Origin of the sequence: Claveliimonas monacensis (genome assembly GCF_014982975.1) — a bacterium.
In the GTDB taxonomy this organism is placed as follows: Bacteria; Bacillota; Clostridia; order Lachnospirales; family Lachnospiraceae; genus Claveliimonas; species Claveliimonas monacensis.
This window is the reverse complement of sequence record NZ_JADCKL010000005.1, coordinates 1-18002: the sequence shown is the minus strand read 5'-3', so window position 1 is coordinate 18002 and position 18002 is coordinate 1. Positions and strand designations below refer to the sequence as shown.

General features: G+C 38.4%; 11 protein-coding genes. All 11 read left to right on the top strand.

Annotated elements, in window-relative coordinates:
- The first annotated feature begins 28 nt into the window (after window positions 1-28).
- The 11 genes from INF30_RS08020 (at window position 29) to INF30_RS07970 (ending at window position 17602) form a co-directional block, all read left to right on the top strand.
- On the top strand, window positions 29-652 hold the full coding sequence (locus tag INF30_RS08020) for a CHC2 zinc finger domain-containing protein (RefSeq protein WP_226394851.1): 624 nt from the start codon (window positions 29-31) through the stop codon (window positions 650-652).
- Between the two features lies 1 nt (window position 653).
- Window positions 654-1949: a virulence-associated E family protein gene (locus INF30_RS08015; protein WP_226394929.1), complete on the top strand. Its 1296-nt coding sequence runs from the start codon at window positions 654-656 to the stop codon at window positions 1947-1949.
- 336 nt (window positions 1950-2285) lie between these two features.
- Complete coding sequence (locus INF30_RS08010) at window positions 2286-3827, top strand: MobA/MobL family protein (protein ID WP_226394850.1); 1542 nt, start codon at window positions 2286-2288, stop codon at window positions 3825-3827.
- 530 nt (window positions 3828-4357) lie between these two features.
- A complete protein-coding gene (locus tag INF30_RS08005; protein ID WP_226394849.1) occupies window positions 4358-7540 on the top strand; it encodes a helicase-related protein in 3183 nt (1060 codons plus the stop codon).
- A gap of 25 nt (window positions 7541-7565) precedes the next feature.
- A complete protein-coding gene (locus INF30_RS08000; protein ID WP_226394848.1) occupies window positions 7566-8288 on the top strand; it encodes a DUF4391 domain-containing protein in 723 nt (240 codons plus the stop codon).
- 16 nt (window positions 8289-8304) lie between these two features.
- Window positions 8305-9009, top strand: a complete 705-nt coding sequence (locus INF30_RS07995) for a hypothetical protein (RefSeq protein ID WP_226394847.1) — start codon at window positions 8305-8307, stop codon at window positions 9007-9009.
- A 20-nt stretch (window positions 9010-9029) separates the two neighbouring features.
- Entirely contained in the window at window positions 9030-10901 is a 1872-nt protein-coding gene (locus INF30_RS07990; protein WP_226394846.1) for a site-specific DNA-methyltransferase, read from the top strand.
- A 12-nt stretch (window positions 10902-10913) separates the two neighbouring features.
- The gene (locus INF30_RS07985; RefSeq protein ID WP_226394845.1) at window positions 10914-14006 is read left to right on the top strand and encodes a restriction endonuclease; all 3093 of its coding nucleotides are present in this window, start codon (window positions 10914-10916) and stop codon (window positions 14004-14006) included.
- A gap of 35 nt (window positions 14007-14041) precedes the next feature.
- Window positions 14042-15571, top strand: a complete 1530-nt coding sequence (locus INF30_RS07980; protein ID WP_226394844.1) for an ATP-binding protein — start codon at window positions 14042-14044, stop codon at window positions 15569-15571.
- Between the two features lie 62 nt (window positions 15572-15633).
- Window positions 15634-16551, top strand: coding sequence for an abortive infection system antitoxin AbiGi family protein (locus tag INF30_RS07975; protein ID WP_226394843.1), 918 nt, complete (start codon window positions 15634-15636; stop codon window positions 16549-16551).
- Window position 16552: 1 nt separating this feature from the next.
- The gene (locus tag INF30_RS07970; protein WP_226394842.1) at window positions 16553-17602 is read left to right on the top strand and encodes a hypothetical protein; all 1050 of its coding nucleotides are present in this window, start codon (window positions 16553-16555) and stop codon (window positions 17600-17602) included.
- Window positions 17603-18002 lie beyond the last annotated feature (400 nt).

The following is an 18002-nucleotide window of genomic DNA, read 5'->3' as shown; positions in this document are numbered from 1 at the left end:
TGAAAAATTTCAGCAGAGGAGGTTATAAGTGAATATATTTCAGGAAGTAAAATCATACGTTACCGCAAAGCAGGCGGCGGAGCAGTACGGGATCCGGGTCGGCAGGAACCGGATGGCATGCTGTCCGTTTCATGACGATCATCATCCCAGTATGAAAATTGATACTAATTATTGCTGTTTTGCCTGCGGAGCAAAAGGGGATGTGATCGGGCTGACTGCCGGTCTGTTTGGTCTGTCACCTTACGAAGCAGCCAGAAAACTGATCGCAGATTTTCAGCTGCCGTTGACAGCAGAGAAGTGTCGGGAAAGACGAAAAAAATACAGAAACAGGAATCCGGTTTCTGTTAAAGAGAAGATGACAGACTGGCACCGGCATGCGGTAAAAATTCTGACTGATTATCTGTCATGGATCCGGTTCTGGAAACGGTTCTATGGATCGGAACCGGACGCCTTTGAGCAGGAACAATTCCTGGAGGCGTTGGAAAACGAGAGGAAGATCAATGATTATCTGGATATTCTTCTGACCGGAAGCGGAGAAGAAATTACAGAATTCTTTATCTGTAAACGGAAGGAGGTGGCGGAGATTGAGCAGCATGTGGAACGATATCAGCGAGGAGTCCATGCGGAAATTAGAGCGTATTGCAGAAAATGAAATGCTGACTCAGGAAGAAATCCGGGAGAACCTGGACGTGACAGAGAAAGGCAAGATCCGTCAGTCGATCCAGAACTGCAAATATGCGCTGGAGCATGATCCGTATCTGCAGGGAGCAATTTGCAGAAATGAAATGACCTGCCAGATCGATATTATGAAAAAGGTTCCATGGAAACGCCGGGGCGTCCAGATGACGGATACGGATATGAACAATCTGTCCCTTTATCTGGAAAAGAATTACGGACTGACCAGTGACAGGGTGATCGCCAAAGCGGTGGATATTGTGGCAAACGATAATAGCTTCCATCCCATTATTGATCTGCTGGAAAGCCTGATCTGGGACGGAACGCCGAGGATCCGCAACATGCTTACCCATTTCTTCGGGGCGTCTGATCCGGAGTATTCCGGTGAGATCATGAAAATGCATATGCTTGCGGCCATCAGCCGTCTGTATGACCCGGGGAAGAAATATGATATCATGCTCTGTCTGGTAGGTGGACAGGGAACCGGGAAATCTACATTTTTCAAATATCTGGCGATCCGGGATGAGTGGTTTACCGATGATGTGAAACGGCTGGATGATAAGAGGGTTTATGAATATCTGCAGGGACACTGGATTGTAGAAATGTCAGAAATGAACGCAGTGGCCAATGCCAGGAGTATTGAGGAAACAAAATCATTCCTGAGCAGACAGAAGGATACCTACCGGATCCCTTATGAGAGGCGGGCAGAAGACCGGTACCGGCAGTGTGTATTCTGCGGAACTTCCAATGATCTTGCATTCCTGCCCTTTGACAGGACAGGAAACCGCCGGTTCGGACCGGTCAGAGTATGCCCGGAAAAAGCGGAAACGACCATTTACAGTAATGAGAAAGAGTCCAGGGAATACATCCTGCAGGCATGGGCGGAAACTATGGAGATCTATCGAAGCGGAGATTTTTCTCTCACATTCTCGCCGGATATGGAAGATTATGTGAAAGCACTCCAGAAAGAGTTTATGCCGGAAGATACCCAGACGGGCATGATCCAGGCGTTCCTGGACCGTTATGAGGAAGACTATGTATGTTCTACCATCATTTATCAGGAAGTGTTCCACCATGAAGGGATGGTGCCGAAATGGCAGTCCAAAGAGATTGGCGACCTGATGGATAATGAGATCATCGGATGGGAAAAACACGGGACACACCGGTTCCCGGGAAGCCTTGGGACTCAGCGTTCCTGGAAACGGATCCATCCCAAAAAAGACGGGGACGGTTTTATAAATATAGATGAAAATACAGAGCTGCCCTTTGAATAAAAGATAACTTTTAAAATGTTTTGAGCCTTGTTTACAAAAGTTTGTTTACAGAAAAAATGAGCAATCTGTAAACAAGAACCTGTAAACAGGATGAAAAAAACTTTGAAAGTTAAAAACCAGAGAAAAGGAAACAGCCCGGATACGGGCATAAAATAACAGGCGGATACGCCGGAAACCAAGCCCTCGGCGCTTGAGAGCGAAATACACCCATCGCGCAGATCTGAAGATCTGCACTCTGTGTATTTCGCGACTGCGTCGGGCCGGGACGCCCCGCAGGGCGGCTCAGAACCGAAAGACCGGTTCATTTCTGACGTACCACCGCCGGAAAGGAGATGTATGGCAAATGGAAAGAATTGTTTTATCCAGACGGTCAAACTGCCTCACGTCCGGGGCAGGGTACGTTATATCTCGGATCCAAAGCGGCAGGAAAATCTGTATGCTGCCTATACCAGTGCGGATCCGAAATTCTGGCAGTATCTGTCAAAGGAGAATCAGGCGGATTTTGCCAGAAGCGGAACGGAAGGAAAATGTATTGAGGCCAGGGAACTGATCATCATGCTGCCGCCTGGCCTGATCCATTATGATCATGACACGCTGCTGAAATATTTTACTGCGAAATTTGTGGAACGGTACGGCGTGGCTGTGGCAAGCGCCCTTCATCACAATAAACGGAAAACCAATCTTCATATCCATCTTATTTTTTCAGAGAGAAAAGCTTATGATGAGCCGGTGGAGAAGATCGCTTTAAGAAATATGTTTTACGATGAAACAGGGAAACATGTCCGGACGAAGAAAGAAATCCTGGATGAAAATGAAGAAATCCGTTCCGGCTGCAGGATCATCAAAAAAGGAGAGGTTTACGAAAAGCATTTCTTCCAGCCGAAGAATCCGGAATTCAAGTCGAAAAAATTTACAGAGGATATGAAATATTTCTATACGGATCTGATCAATGGACTGGTGCAGGATCCGGCGGAGAAACTGAAGGTGTTTGATAAGAACAGTCCGTATCTGCCAACCAGAAAAATCGGGAAGAACAATCCGAAAGCAGAGGAGATACGGATCGATAATTATCTCCGGCAGGAGTGGAACAACATGGTAGACCGGGCGATAGTGGAAGGTGTGACCGAAGAGGAACTGCGCTTTGCAAAGAAAAAAGAGATCACAGATCCGGCGGTAGAATCCATCCGAAGGTCAGGGTGGAAACCGGAGATTTTCCGGACAATCCTGCAAAAGGCGATTGGAAAGCTGCGGGGTTTTATCCAGTATATCAAAGAACTCCGGAATGCAGAATATGACGAGAATGAACAGCCAGTATTTTACCGTGACCTGAAATTTGATGTGACGCCGGCGCCGCTGCCGGAGATCGCAAAAAGGAAAAGACCATCTTCAGCAGCGCAGGAAGCAGAAGTAATGAGGCTGGATAACATTCTGCAGAAGATGAAGAAAGCAGAGCAGAGGATCTATGCTGTCGAGAAAGTTCTGATCCGGCTGGAGAAAGAACGGCAGGATATTGACGGGAAATGGTTTCACGGAAAAGAAAAGAAGGAGCTGGATCAGAAGATTGCCGGAAAACAGCAGGAACTGAAAAAAGCGAAGGCTACACTCGCCGGAATACCTGGACTGCATGGATATGAAAATGCGCTGGCTGTGAAAAAAGCATATACAGTTGCAACGAAGGAACTGGATAAAATCCGCAACAGGCAGAAAGAATGGGATCAGAAAAGCGTTCCGGAAAAACAGTATCTGGTGATCCGAAGTAATAAGCTGGAACAGAGGGCAGAGCGGCAATGCGTACTGGAGCAGCTGGATAAAAAGAAAAGGGAGATGGAAAAGAGACAGCGAACAAAGAAACGGGGATATGACAGAGATTGTCTGTAAAGAAAAATAGCAGTTGGAACGGATGTTCTGATAAAATCAAATCAGGCACTGCCAGAGAACGGTAGGCGGTTAGTCCTTCGACAGAGGGACTGAACCCTCTGATTACATAGAAATCTCTGCAAAGAGAAATCTTGGAAAGGAGGGCAAACTTATGAGTGATTTTGAAATGCTCTCCATCGTTTTGATGATACTTGGTATTGTCGTTACGATCTTAATAGCATACATAGATCACATGAAAAAGTAACCGCCCCTCAGCCAAAGTGTGCGGTTACTTTTTTGTAACTAATTCATTTTTGGACTAACCGCTTATCGGTAGTGCCTATTTCTATACTTATATTAGCAAAGTAAGATGAGGATGTCAAATTGTTTAAAGCAATTGTTTAGCACAAATACGGAACAGATTAGTAACTTTTGCCATAATCGGGGTGAAATAACGAACGAATTATGATACAATTTATTTTGGGATTTTATATATAAAATAAATTAGAGCACGGTTTTGAGGAAGTGTTCAGCAAGGAGCTGGCTGATAAATGAATGCGATAAATTCCAATGAGCAGATGATACAGAAAATCAATGAAGTTCTTCAGAATAAACGGGAGGCAGTAGTAAATATTGTTAATGATAAATTGACATTATCAGTTTTTTCCTTGCTTGAAAATAATCTGCACAATGTAAAAGAAATAAATTTTGTAATACGTGATGTGAAATTTTTGCCACATCAGTCAGAAATAGCCCACGAGTTTGAGATAAATCCGACAGATGTGCTCTTTAGTGCATATGATATTACAGAGAAGAATAAATTGCAGCATTTCTCCAGAGCCAGAAGTATGCATGATTTTATAGAAAAACATGTTAATATTCGTAAAGTGAATGCCGGTATTCGTATAGGCGGCAATATTTTGATTATAGATGATGACTTTATGATTCAGGGCAGTTCATCCCTTGAGGTTTCTAAAAAGAGTGTTAGAGAAATTTTTAGTAATATAAATTTTGATACGATATTGAGCGGCAGTGCGGATAAAGATCAGATACAGAATGCTCTGGAAACTTTTAAAAAGATTTGGTTTAATGAGCAGGTATCTGTGGATTACAAAGAGGAACTTCTGACGAGCCTCCGGTATGTGTATAAGGAACATGCGCCTGAATTTTTATATTATTTCACATTGAACGAATTATTTGGCAGTCAGTTGGATGCAGGTGTAGAGCGATTTGAGAGAGACAGTGTCAGATTTAAAAAAACAGAGATCTGGAATGCACTCTATGATTTTCAGAAGGATTGTGTAGTATCTGCAATTCGGAAACTTAATAAATATGGTGGTTGCATTATAGCAGACTCAGTTGGTTTGGGAAAAACCTTCGAGGCTCTCGCAATCATAAAATACTTTGAAATCGGGATGAACCGTGTCCTCGTGCTTACGCCCGCAAAACTATATGATAACTGGAATTCTTTCAGGGGGGATTACAAAGATTCCTTTTTGCATGAAACATTCAATTACAGGATTATGTTTCATACAGATCTATCGAGATATAGCGGTATTTCAAGATCAGGACAGGATTTGAAGAGATTTGATTGGGGGCTTTATGATCTTTTAGTAATTGATGAAAGTCATAATTTTCGTAATCGTAATGACAGATATGACGACAACGATCAACTTATTATGACTCGATATGCCAGATTGATGCAAGATGTTATTAAACATGGAAATAATAATACAAAAGTGTTGATGCTGTCTGCAACTCCAGTCAATAACAGTTTGGTAGACTTGAAAAATCAGATCAGCATTATTACGAGAGATACAGACTCTGCATTTGAAGAACAGGGTATTGCAAGTGTAGAAAACCTGTTGCGCCGTACTTCTGCCAATATTAATGCATGGGAAAGAATACCACATCATCAGAAAGACCAATTGTTAGACAGTCTACCGTCAGATTTTTATAAATTGTTGGAATTGATTACTATATCCCGCAGCAGAAAGCATATTACCAGTTATTATGGAGCTCAGGGAGTGGGGAAGTTCCCAGAGAAGAACAAACCCATTACATTTAACAGTGATATTGATACAAAAGGGGAACTTCTTCATTTCAAGAGAACAAATGAACTGTTGGAAGCACTGATCTTGAGTGTATATACACCTACAAGATATATTAAAGAAGAATATAAAAAACTGTATATCGAAAAGTACTCTCTTAAAGGGAAACATGGTGGGGATATGAATTTTGATACACAGGCAAATGGTATGATTATTCTTCACAGATTTAATCTTTTTAAACGCCTGGAAAGTTCGGTGTATTCTTTTGAAGAAACCCTGCGGCGACTGCTGGAGAAAATAGAGCGTACAGAGCAGCAGTTGCAGAATGGAAGTGGAAATATATCGGAAGAAGACACAGATTTCAGTGATCTTGATTCAGAGGATTTATATATCGAGGGAAAGTACGAGATAGATGTCCGGCATTTGAGAGTGGATGACTATTTGGAGGATTTATTTAGTGATAAACATATAATTTCTGAGATATATAAAGATGCCAGGAGTATCCTTGATGGAGAAAGGGATCAGAAACTTAAGGATCTTACAGATATCCTGGAGAGAAAAATTAAGGAAACACCATACAATACGGGCAACCGTAAAGTTATTATTTTCACAGCCTTTGCTGATACGGCGGATTATTTGTATAGCAGGCTGTCAGAGAAAATGGAACGATATGGAATATATACTGGCTGTATTACTGGAAAGAGGGTGGCTGTAAATAACAGAAATGTAGACTGCGATTTTAATTCAGTATTATGTGCATTCTCGCCGGTATCGAAAATGAAAAAAGAAATTGCGGAAGAAGATCAAATAGATATATTAATCGGAACGGATTGTATATCTGAAGGACAGAATCTGCAGGACTGTGATACTGTGATTAATTTTGATATCCAGTGGAATCCAGTATCTTTGATACAGAGGTTTGGACGAATTGACCGTATAGGCAGCAAAAATGAAAATATTCAGATGATCAATTTTTTCCCCAATATGGAATTGAACGAGTATTTGGGGCTTGAAGCGCGGGTCAAAGGTAAAATGACTACATTAAATTTAGTGTCTACTGGAGATGAAGATGTACTTACGCCGGAGATGAATGATTTTAATTTCAGAAAACGGCAGTTGGAAAGATTGAAAGACGAGGTCATCGATATAGAAGACGCAAACGATAATATCTCTCTTACCGATTTGAATATGAATGAGTATCTGAATGAGTTGTCAGAATACATTCAGAATATACCGGAAATAAAAAAGGTTCCCAAGGGAGTTTATTCTGTAACAGATGGGGGAGATGCTGGTGTGCTGTTTTGCTTTAAGCATCGTAATGATGCAAGTAAGCCAAAGTCAGACAGTTCCCTGTATCCGTATTACCTCATTTATATGAAAAATAGTGGGGAAGTTCTATATGGAAATGGACAGGCGCGAGAGGTAGTAAAACAATTCCGTAAGCTTTGCTACGGAAAGAACAAGCCTGTTATGGAGCTGTTTCATAATTTTTTTACACGCACGAACAATGTTAAAGATATGCGTTTTTATTCAGACTTGCTGAACAAATCTATTCAATCAATTAAGGGAGCGGAAGAGTCAAAAGCAGCTCAGCTGATGTTTGATTTTGGGGGATTTAATAATGCCTTTGCCGATGTGACGACAGATGACTTTGAATTGATTTCCTTTTTGGTAGTAGAGTAGAAAGGTATAGATAAAGGGGGGAATTATGTTTAATTTGCCGGATGAGTACAGAACAGATGTTGATGTGATGCTGAAAGATTTTGTGCCAAATGATTTAAAAGCGAACGATAAAAAGAAAATAAAGGATGTTATTAAATCTGTAAGATTGGATTACCAGGTTGCAGGTGAAGAAATTCCATCAGTTAATAATGAGGAGTATCGCTGTCAGGTTATTCAATTCTACAATATAGAAGTAACGAATATTAAGGTGGCAAATTATCTGGCAGCAATATACCAGGAACTTATAAAACCATTATGTGTGATACACATATACGACGCAAAAGATGAGGTGTATTCTCTGGCGATCAAGCGACTCAGCCAGACGGACAATACAAAGATCGTAGTTGAGCAGCAAGTGCTTACGGATAAATACATGCTGGGACTTCCAGACATTAATAGAGATAGACTTCTTGCCTACATGGATTATACAAAATTAAAAAATAAGACAGATAAGGTGCAGGCTTATAAGGAGTGGTTTTATAAAGCCTATATGCTCATTCACGAAAAGTCATATAAATATACGGATAAATTACTGGATGGAAATAATTGGTACGATTCTGGAAGAACTGCCCGGATATGTCAAAAATATGTAGAGCTGGTAGCGTCCAGAGGGAAACTAAAAGCGGCAGTTACAAATGCAGAGAGGATGAAACTTAACAAAAAAATTAAAGCGGAAACTCAAGAACTTACAGATTTTTTGCGGTTTTAGAAATATGGAGTAATGTATGAAAATAGTCAAACCAAAGTATCTGATGCTAAACGGGAAAAATGCTTTTCCGAATGTTACATATGAAAATTTTTTGATTGATATCATAAATTGTTCCAATTTTTTCTCGCACAAACACAGTTATATGGAACAGTTCGTATTAACTACGGAGCAGTCACATGGGGAAGACGATGCATATACATCGGATTATCAGCTAGATTTTAAGCTTATAGTAGGTTCGGATATCATGAGAATACGAAACAAAAATATGCCAGAGTTTGATTACAGTCGTATGGAAGAGGGGTTCATATTTACAAAAACAAAGAATGATATGGAAGAAGAGTCGGAGGATACGGTTCTTTTAGATTTATCACAGGTAAAAATAGAAAATTTACGGAATGGGAGATATGCAAATAATACAATTAAAAGTATTGTAAAAAATATAAAAAAATCCAAAAATATATTCATGTATTATCCATATGAATTTGTCGTTCAGAACAGTATGGAATATAAAATTTTGGTGTCAGAAGTTTTGAAGGCATTCATAACACTTCTGACCTATAGAGACGAGATGAAACTTGGAAAAGATACTTTTTTGTGTATTAAGGTTAATAGGTACTTTGAAATATTTGAATGGATAAATAAGAAATTTGTTCATAGAGATAGCGTCGCTGAATATATGTCGGCGAACTATCGAGATTTAAAAGCATATTCTGTATTCTAAAGCAACGGAGGACATAAGTTATGGATAATAAGGTATCACAGCAGATTAATGATATTGTAGGAGACAATGTAAAAAAAATAGCACAGTTATTTCCATCTGCAGTAAAGGATGGAGAAGTGGATTTTGAAGCCTTAAAGGAAGAATTAGGAGAATTTAGGGAAGTTGACAGTGAAAAATATGAGCTTACCTGGGCGGGTAAAAAGAATGCAAAGAAGATCGCGCAGGAAGAGGTTTTCGGAAGAACTTTGAAATTTATTCCGGAGGACAGCAAAGATATAGACACAACAGAAAATCTTTATATTGAGGGCGATAATCTGGAAGTTTTAAAATTACTCCGTCAAAACTATTATGGCGCTGTCAAGATGATATATATCGATCCTCCGTATAATACGGGGAATGATTTTGTCTATATGGATAATTTTGTATCAGCAAAAGAAGAAAGTGATATGTCGGAAGGACATTTTGATGAAGAAGGAAATCGTTTGGTTGTGAACAATAGGTCGCAAAATAGATTTCATGCTAATTGGTTATCGATGATGTATCCTAGATTGAAAATTGCCAAAGACATGCTAACAGATGATGGAGTTATGTTTATTTCTATAGATAGGAATGAACATGCAAATCTTAAAGAAATATGTGATGAGATATTTGGTGTGGATTGTTTCATGGCAGATATGGTTTGGAAATCTAGTGACAATAGTAATAATAATGCATTAACTTTTTCGGAGGATCATAACAATATTCTTGTTTACGCAAAGAGTTCGCAATGGAAGCCGCATTTTCTGAATGATCCAAAGAAAAGGGCTCATTTTAAGAATCCAGATAATGATCCGAAAGGTCCATGGTTTGATGGAAATCCAGTAAACAATCCTGGATTGAGAGTAAATTTGCAATATGATATAACAACACCGAGCGGAAAAATTATAAAGCATCCAGCTAATGGATGGAGATGGTCATGGGAAACTGTTCAAGAGAAACTAAAAACTGGAGAACTGCGTTTTTCGGAAGATGAAACAAGGCTGATTAGAAGAACATATTTATCTGATATGAAAGGTCTTCCACCATCAACGCTTTGTGTGGACTTAGATGTGACAGGACATACAAGGAAAGCAAAGTATGAGCTAAAAAATCTGTTTCCAGAAGTTCCAGTAACTAGCTTATTTTCTACGCCAAAGCCGTCATTACTCATAAGATACCTGCTTACGTTAGCATCAGAACATGACTCAATCATTATGGATTTCTTTTCTGGTTCGGCAACTACAGCTGATGCAGTAATGCAACAAAATATAGAAGATGGTGGAAAGCGTAGGTGGATATTAGTTCAAATATCAGAAATGTGTGATGACAGTAATGAGTTTTTTCAATCAATTTGTGACATGGGGACAGAACGCATTCGTCGAGCTGGTGACAGAATAAAGCAGGAACATCCAGACGCTGATATTGACATCGGTTTCAAAGTTTTCAGAACTGCTGATACGAATATCAAATGGAATTCTTTGATGGATTTAGGACAGATAGATATCAGTCAGCTTGAGTACACTCCAGATCTCTTGGATTTTATGCCTGATGCAAAGGATATTGACATTGTATATGAATTGATGCTCCGTCAGCGAGATGTTGCGCTTTCGGAAAAAATGGAACAGTTATCGGATATTGGGGATCGTACCTATCTTTATGCAAGTAGTTACCTCGTATGTCTGGAAACGGAAATCACAGAGAATTTAGTGTCTAAACTTGCAGAACTGGATCCGCTGCCCATTAAGTTTATCTTCAGAGATTCTGCGTTTAAAGATGATATTGCCTTGAAAGACGAGACATTCCGAAGGCTCAAAGCACTGATAGAAAAGAATGCGGGTACAAACAAGCCGACATATACCGTAGAATTTATTTAAGGAGAACGGGTTATGACGAAACGTATTACATTCCAATTCGAGGATGATCTTGATTACCAGATACAGGCAATCCGTTCTACGGTAGAGTTATTCAGGGGGCTGTCAAGGTATGTGGATGGAATTTACAGACCCAATCGCAGCCGTAAAACTAACGAAGGTGATCCGGTCAGAAATAACGATATTGTTGTAGGAAGCCGGCTGCTTGAAAATTTACGTAAAGTACAGTTGTCGAATGATTTGTTTGCGGACAGTGTTCTGGCAGCTGGGAATAATTTCACAATTGAGATGGAGACGGGTACTGGCAAGACTTATGTATATCTCCGTACAATCCTTGAACTTTATCAGGAGTATGGATTTCGTAAGTTTATGATTGTAGTTCCATCTATTGCCATCCGGAAAGGAGTGGAAAAATCTATAGATCAGCTGACCGATCATTTTAAGAGGCTTTATAACATTGATATCGGCAAACACAGTTTTATTTACGATAGTGATGAAGCTAAAAATATCAGCTCAAAACTGGTAGAGAGCAATGATTTAAGTATCTGTGTCTTAAATATCCAGGCATTTAATAAGGATACAAATAAAATACGTAAAGAAGATGAGTACGGTCAGAATTTATGGGAGGACATTAAATATATAAAACCGATAGTCATTATAGATGAACCGCAGAAAATAGAAGGAACAAAGAAGAAAAAGTCAAAATCGCTGACTGCTATTGAAGAATTACATCCACTGTTTACCTTGCGGTATTCGGCGACGCATAGGCAATTATATAATCAGATCTATAAATTGGATTCATATGCGGCATATCAGAAAGATTTAGTAAAAAAAATTGTAGTTAAGACTGTATATGGTGTGATTCCAAAGGATTACCCTTATATTAGATATCTTGCATTTACCTCTGATTTAAAGGCAAAAATAGAAATCTTTACACAGGATCAGGGCGGTACGATCCGGTTCAAGTCATTTCATGTAAGAGGCGGAGCGTCGCTGGAAGAGTTATCCGGAGGATTATCCCAATATAAAGATTATCGTATTGCAGAAGAACCGCATAAATTAAAACCCTTGTCAGTAGCGACTAAGGAGGGATTTTTCAGTCTTGAGACAGGACACAGTAATTATGAAATTGAAAAGAATGAGGCTGTTCGGATTCAGATAAGACTGGCAATCCAGAGCCATTTCGCGAAACAGTTTAATATTATCCGTCAAGGAAGAAAAATTAAGGCACTGACTTTGTTTTTCATTGATGCGGTAGACAAAGTGCGCGATGAGTCTGCTCCGGATGGAAGAGGCGAATATCTACGTATTTTTGATGAGGAATATAGAAAATATGTATCAACACACGCGCATCTATTGGAGATGAATAAAGAATATTTCCCGGATTATATGAATGTACAGGCTGTCCGGGAGGGGTATTTTGCCAGGGATAAGAAAAATAATGCGGTGGATGTAGAAGGATGGGATTCGGCTGTAGATGATAATGATGTAAAGCTTAAAGCAAAATCTCAAGAGGATATTGACAGAGGTATCAGTTTGATTCTTGAAAAGAAAGACGAGTTGATTTCATTTGACGAACCGCTTGCTTTTATCTTTTCTCATTCTGCTCTCAGGGAAGGATGGGATAACCCGAATGTATTCACTTTGTGTACATTAAAAGCTGGCGGGTCTGATATTGCGAAGAAACAGGAGATCGGTCGAGGATTAAGATTACCGGTTGACAACACAGGTAATCGTTGTATTGATCGTAGAATTAATGAACTGACTGTCATTGCGAATGATTATTATGACCATTTTGCCGCTGCACTTCAGAAAGATTTTAATGAACAGATGCACTTTGTTAAGGATGAGGTTACCGCTGAAATTCTGATTGAAACGCTGAAATCTGCCGGAGTTTCTGAGAGTGTGATTAGCGCTGAACTGGTGGACACGCTGAAAGAAGAATTGGTATCGGCGGGTGTAATGAATTCCGACAATATGCTGAAAGGTTCAGCAAAACAAATCACAAGAACTTTGGATAATATGGTATTTGTTAATGATACATTATACGTACATACGCAGATGATTAAGCAGCGGTTTAAAGAATTAATGGTCCAGAAAGGCACAAGAAAAATTGAGATTATCAATGGAGATAACGTATCGTATGAAAATGGTATAAGATCTTATGTGACAGAAGGCGAATTCAAAAAGATTTATTTGGGGCTGAGAAATAATTTGATGAAACGATCTATTTACAGATTTAAGATCGATAAAGATAAGTTCATTGAAGATTGTATTTTCCAGATAAATCAGGCCCTTTTGTTTAAGAGGGCAAAGAATGAGTATAAGGTTGAAACAGGAAGAGCGAAGTTCAATGCATCCCAGATGTTTATTATGGAGGAGACGGTTTACGGAGATAAAGAACTGGAAGTAGAAATTAGTTCTGATCCAAAGTCGGATTTTGAAATTGTGAACTTTATCATGTATCATACTATGTTGCCCCGACTTGCAATTTTTAAAATTATAAACGGAATAGAAAAGCGAGAATTGTTGAATAATCAAGATATTCTTGATGATGTAACACAAATGATTAAAGGAATTCTTGATGATACGAAAGCAGCAAATCTTACCTCTTATGAAGTGATAAATGGCTATGAATTGGACGAGCGCAATATTTTTGAACTTGATACGATCACAGAGGCGGATTTTGAACAGGAATGGAGAGTATTCAAAGCAAAGTCTGACAGAAGTTCTGCGATGAATGAGTATTATAAATTAGATAGCGAGGGAGAGTCGCAATTTGCCCATAAGCTGGAAAATAATGAAAATGTACTACTTTTTACAAAATTGAAGAAAGGCGGATTTATAATCGATACACCTTATGGTAATTACAGTCCAGACTGGGCTATTGTTTGTCGTAAAGAAGCTTTGACAGATGCCGATATAGGGATTTATTTTATAGTGGAGACAAAAGCCGGTAAGACATGGGCAGATCTTACAGAAATTGAACGAAACAAGATACACTGTGGTGAGCTTCACTTCCAGGCAGTGTCAAATGACATGAAATTTGCATGGGTTAATGGATATGAAGATTTTGTTAATAAGTTTGGTGTGGCAGAGAGTGATTGAGCAGTCCTGCACTTGTGAAAGGTGAGCCTATATTTATGAAGTTTGAAGATTTTCAGGGAATAGAAGCGACACATTTGGATTACAAAGTGTCCTTGGAGAAAGAAAAACCTAAAAGCTGGTTAAAATCTGTTGTAGCATTTGCAAATACAAAAGGCGGACATATTCTTTTTGGAGTAACTAATAATGGACATGATCCGATAGGACTTGATGACGCACAGAGCACGGCAAGTAAAATTTCAGAGCTTTTGACCTCAAGAGTAGAACCGCCGGTACGCTACACGCTGACGCCGTTTAGTAGCAGAATTGATGACCGGTTATGTATTGATCTTGAAGTGGCCAATGGCCCTCATTATCCATATTACTATGTTCATGAAAAAACAAGAGAAATATATGTAAGACGGGGAGACAGATCTGAAATCGCTACTGTAATTGAACAGAATAATCTGATTCTGAAAGGAATGAATAAAACATACGATTCCCTTCCCAGTTCCTATAACTTATCAGATGTCAGTTTTACACTGCTCGCAGCTACGTTTAAAAAGGAAACAGGGGACGATTTCGATTTGACAAAAGACCTTGTTTCGATGGGGTTTGTGACAGAAGATGGAATAGTAACAAATGCCGGACTGCTTCTTTGTGATCAAGGTTACTTAAAACAATCGAAAGTCGTATGTACCAGATGGAAAGGTATAGAAAAAGGCTCTGTAGAAGGAGATGCATTGGATGATGAGGAATTTACAGGTGTAAGCTTAATAACGCTTTTAGCGAATGCAGAGGCTTTTATTCGTACTAACTCAAAGAGCCCGTGGTCGATTCGCGGGATGCGCCGGGAAGAGAAGAGTGATTATCCTTTTAAAGCAGTCCGCGAAGTGCTTGTAAATGCGCTTATCCACAGGGATTACCAGAGCATAGGAGCAGAGGTGCATGTGGATATGTATGATGACAGAATGGAAATATCCTCGCCGGGAGGAATGATAAATGGCAGTCGGATACAGGATTTAGACTTAAAACGCGTGCCATCTATGCGGCGAAATGAAATCATTTCGGATACGTTTGGAAGGCTTCATTATATGGAACGCCGAGGAAGTGGCATTCGGAGAATTCTTAATTCTTATGTTGATTATACAGAGCAACCGGAATTCTATTCAGATGAATATTTCTTTATTGTAACTTTGCCAAATCGAAGTGAAGCTCGCTCTGCACAGTTGGAATTAAAATTAGAAATTGAAAATGCAAAACCGCAACAATCTTCCGGTAAATTGCAACAATCTTCCGATAAACCGCAACTTTCTTCCGGAGATATGCAACTTTCTTCGGGTGAAAAGGAGAAAGAAGAGCTGAAAAAGTGGTTGGAATGTAAAGTGGGAAAGAGCTTTAATAAAAGAAATTTTGAAAAGTTATTGGAGCTGTTGGGAAAATATGGATCAAAGTATTGTTTTAATCGGACAACAATAGCAAATACTTTCGGTATTTCAGAGAACACAGCATCAAGAATTATCAGAAAATCGATGGATTGCGGAATTATGCGAAAAGAGAAAAATGGCGAATACTATTTTAATATGTAAAATTGTGGAATGGTAAGTCTTTATGGAGATTATGAGAAAATGCAATTATAGAGGGATGATGCATGGAAATAGAATTATTTAATGAAAATAGTGAATATGTACAGAGTGCGAATACTCTTTTTCATTTTATGAATCAGATACAGTATTTGAAAAGTGCATTGAAGAAAAAAGCGCTCATACCGCGATATTGTGATGAGGATATCTCTTATTTGAAAATAGAAGTGGATGGTCATATTAAAACTGATATTTCTATTCTTCAAAAGTGTTTTTGTGACGTACCGTTCCACAATTTGACAAACAGTTTTCAAATTGAAATAGCTGAAGATGATTGGGGGCAAATGACAGAAACTGAAAAAAAGGAGGCTAGAACATATAGCACACATCCCGCTTTTTATGGAAAATACGCAATTGCATTTTCTAAGAGATGGGGCGAGCAGCATAATTTGCAACCTATTCATTATCTGAACGCCATGTCTGGATTTTCTGCTGAAATGCATAAATTTTTAGGATATGCGTTTGGGTTAGAGGATCTGCCAGATGAGTTATATGAGGATATATTATCAAAACTTTCATTTATAAAGCCTTTGAGAGGAACGATGACTCGGATATTGTCTACTGGGAAATCAGTTCATTTTATAAAAAATTTTCATGATGAAAAGGAATGGAGATATATTCCAAATAGTGAAGAACTTCATAAATGTAATGTGGAAAAGGTAATTGTTAAGCAGAATATTATCGGAAAAAAGAGTGCAATTAACCAGTTCTTAGAAGATGATCAATATAGTAATTTGTGGTTGAAGTTTGATTATAAGGATATTAAATATCTTATCGTATCAAATTCGAGTGATAGGATTGATTTAATTAAATATATTAGTAGTTTGTCAAAGGAAAACTTTTCTGATTCTCTTTCGATGGATGAACAAAAAGGTTTATTGATAAGCAGAATTTTGGTATTAGATGAGATAAAAGGGGATTGGTGATATGTCAAATAGACTTAAAAAATTATTTTCTGATGAGGACGAAAAATATACAGAAACTTTAACATTTGATAATCCCGACAGTTACAAAGCGTTTGCTGCGGCATTGGAAAAGGTTCAGTTGACTGGACAAGGTCAGATGGTTGAAGGAATAAAAACCATTCGATCAAGTTTGTTTGATGGGGATAATAAATACCCTATTAGTGATGAACATTCTGTAGAGCGGGTTGTTGTTGGGCCTTATATGGAATTAATTGAATGGCCGGTGCAGATAGAAGATCGGACTATCAATATAGAATTCTATAGGACGATATTGAAAAAAAATATCAAATTAACGTCCGTAAAAAAAGAGATAATAGATATAGAAATTGAAAATTATTTAGAAGAGAAAAAAACAGTATTTAGATACAACTTACATCCTGAAAAAGCGCAAAATTTAGAAATACTTATTAAAGAATATAAAATGGCTAAAGCTCTAATTATGAGTTTGTTTAGGCCTAAAGCAGAAGTCCCAGAATATAAAGATATGCTTTCTTTTTTCTCTCAAAGTATCGGGTATTTTGAAAGGCTACATGAATTGGAGAGTGCTTTGGATATAGATATTTTTCCGTCAAAATTGGAGAGTGAATATGATAAAAAACTTTTGATAGAGAAACTGTATCTGTTATTAGTTAAGCACAAAAAAATTAGAAGTAATGATAGATTAAATTTTATAAAAGCAGATATGTTCGACGGAAGTATAGGACAAGAAATTTTGACTGCATATATTGACAGAATGGAATATGAAATTTTTGGCCAAACTATAAGGGTTTATATTGTTAATAGTATATTTAATGCAGTGGTTAGTAAAATCGAAGATGTTCAAGATAAATTGAAACAAGTTTATTTTTCCGATACAGATGATAGGCCAATGTATAGAGCATATTCAGGATTCCTTTCAGAAGAGGAAGCAATCGAAGAACAAAATAGTATAAGAATAAAAATTCGGGAATATAGGGAGGCAAAGAAAATAGATGAATGTTTGAAAGAACTGTATACTGATGAAATGGAGTGAATTATATTTTATAAATTAGCAATAAGATATATAGCATTAAAGTTTAAGAGAGGTGTCCTCAATCGTATTCAGTCTTCTACGGTTTGTAACGCATCTGCAACAAATCCCGGCTGAATCCCCGTATTTCCGCCCTTTTCGGTTACCCAAACGTTAATATTTACCGAAGTATGTTTATCCCGGAAGCATTCTGGCTTCCGGGATTTTTCAAACTTTTTACCGCACCGTGGCCAATATCTGCGCGCGTACGGTTCTGATTTAAAATCTGCCGTTTTATGCAAATGTCAAGCACTTTTTTACATTGTTAGGTAAGATGTTTTTTACATCGTATGGTAAGGAGTTTTTTACATACCTTGGTAAGCAGATTTTTACATCCCAGTTTCTCCCTGCGGGTACAGGTCAG

Bases quoted from the DNA above. Each gene is read 5' to 3' on its own strand.
- INF30_RS08015 (WP_226394929.1), top strand. From the start codon at position 654: ATGCTGACTCAGGAAGAAATCCGGGAGAACCTGGACGTGACAGAGAAA.
- INF30_RS08010 (WP_226394850.1), top strand. From the start codon at position 2,286: ATGGCAAATGGAAAGAATTGTTTTATCCAGACGGTCAAACTGCCTCAC.
- INF30_RS08005 (WP_226394849.1), top strand. From the start codon at position 4,358: ATGAATGCGATAAATTCCAATGAGCAGATGATACAGAAAATCAATGAA.
- INF30_RS08000 (WP_226394848.1), top strand. From the start codon at position 7,566: ATGTTTAATTTGCCGGATGAGTACAGAACAGATGTTGATGTGATGCTG.
- INF30_RS07995 (WP_226394847.1), top strand. From the start codon at position 8,305: ATGAAAATAGTCAAACCAAAGTATCTGATGCTAAACGGGAAAAATGCT.
- INF30_RS07990 (WP_226394846.1), top strand. From the start codon at position 9,030: ATGGATAATAAGGTATCACAGCAGATTAATGATATTGTAGGAGACAAT.
- INF30_RS07985 (WP_226394845.1), top strand. From the start codon at position 10,914: ATGACGAAACGTATTACATTCCAATTCGAGGATGATCTTGATTACCAG.
- INF30_RS07980 (WP_226394844.1), top strand. From the start codon at position 14,042: ATGAAGTTTGAAGATTTTCAGGGAATAGAAGCGACACATTTGGATTAC.
- INF30_RS07975 (WP_226394843.1), top strand. From the start codon at position 15,634: ATGGAAATAGAATTATTTAATGAAAATAGTGAATATGTACAGAGTGCG.
- INF30_RS07970 (WP_226394842.1), top strand. From the start codon at position 16,553: ATGTCAAATAGACTTAAAAAATTATTTTCTGATGAGGACGAAAAATAT.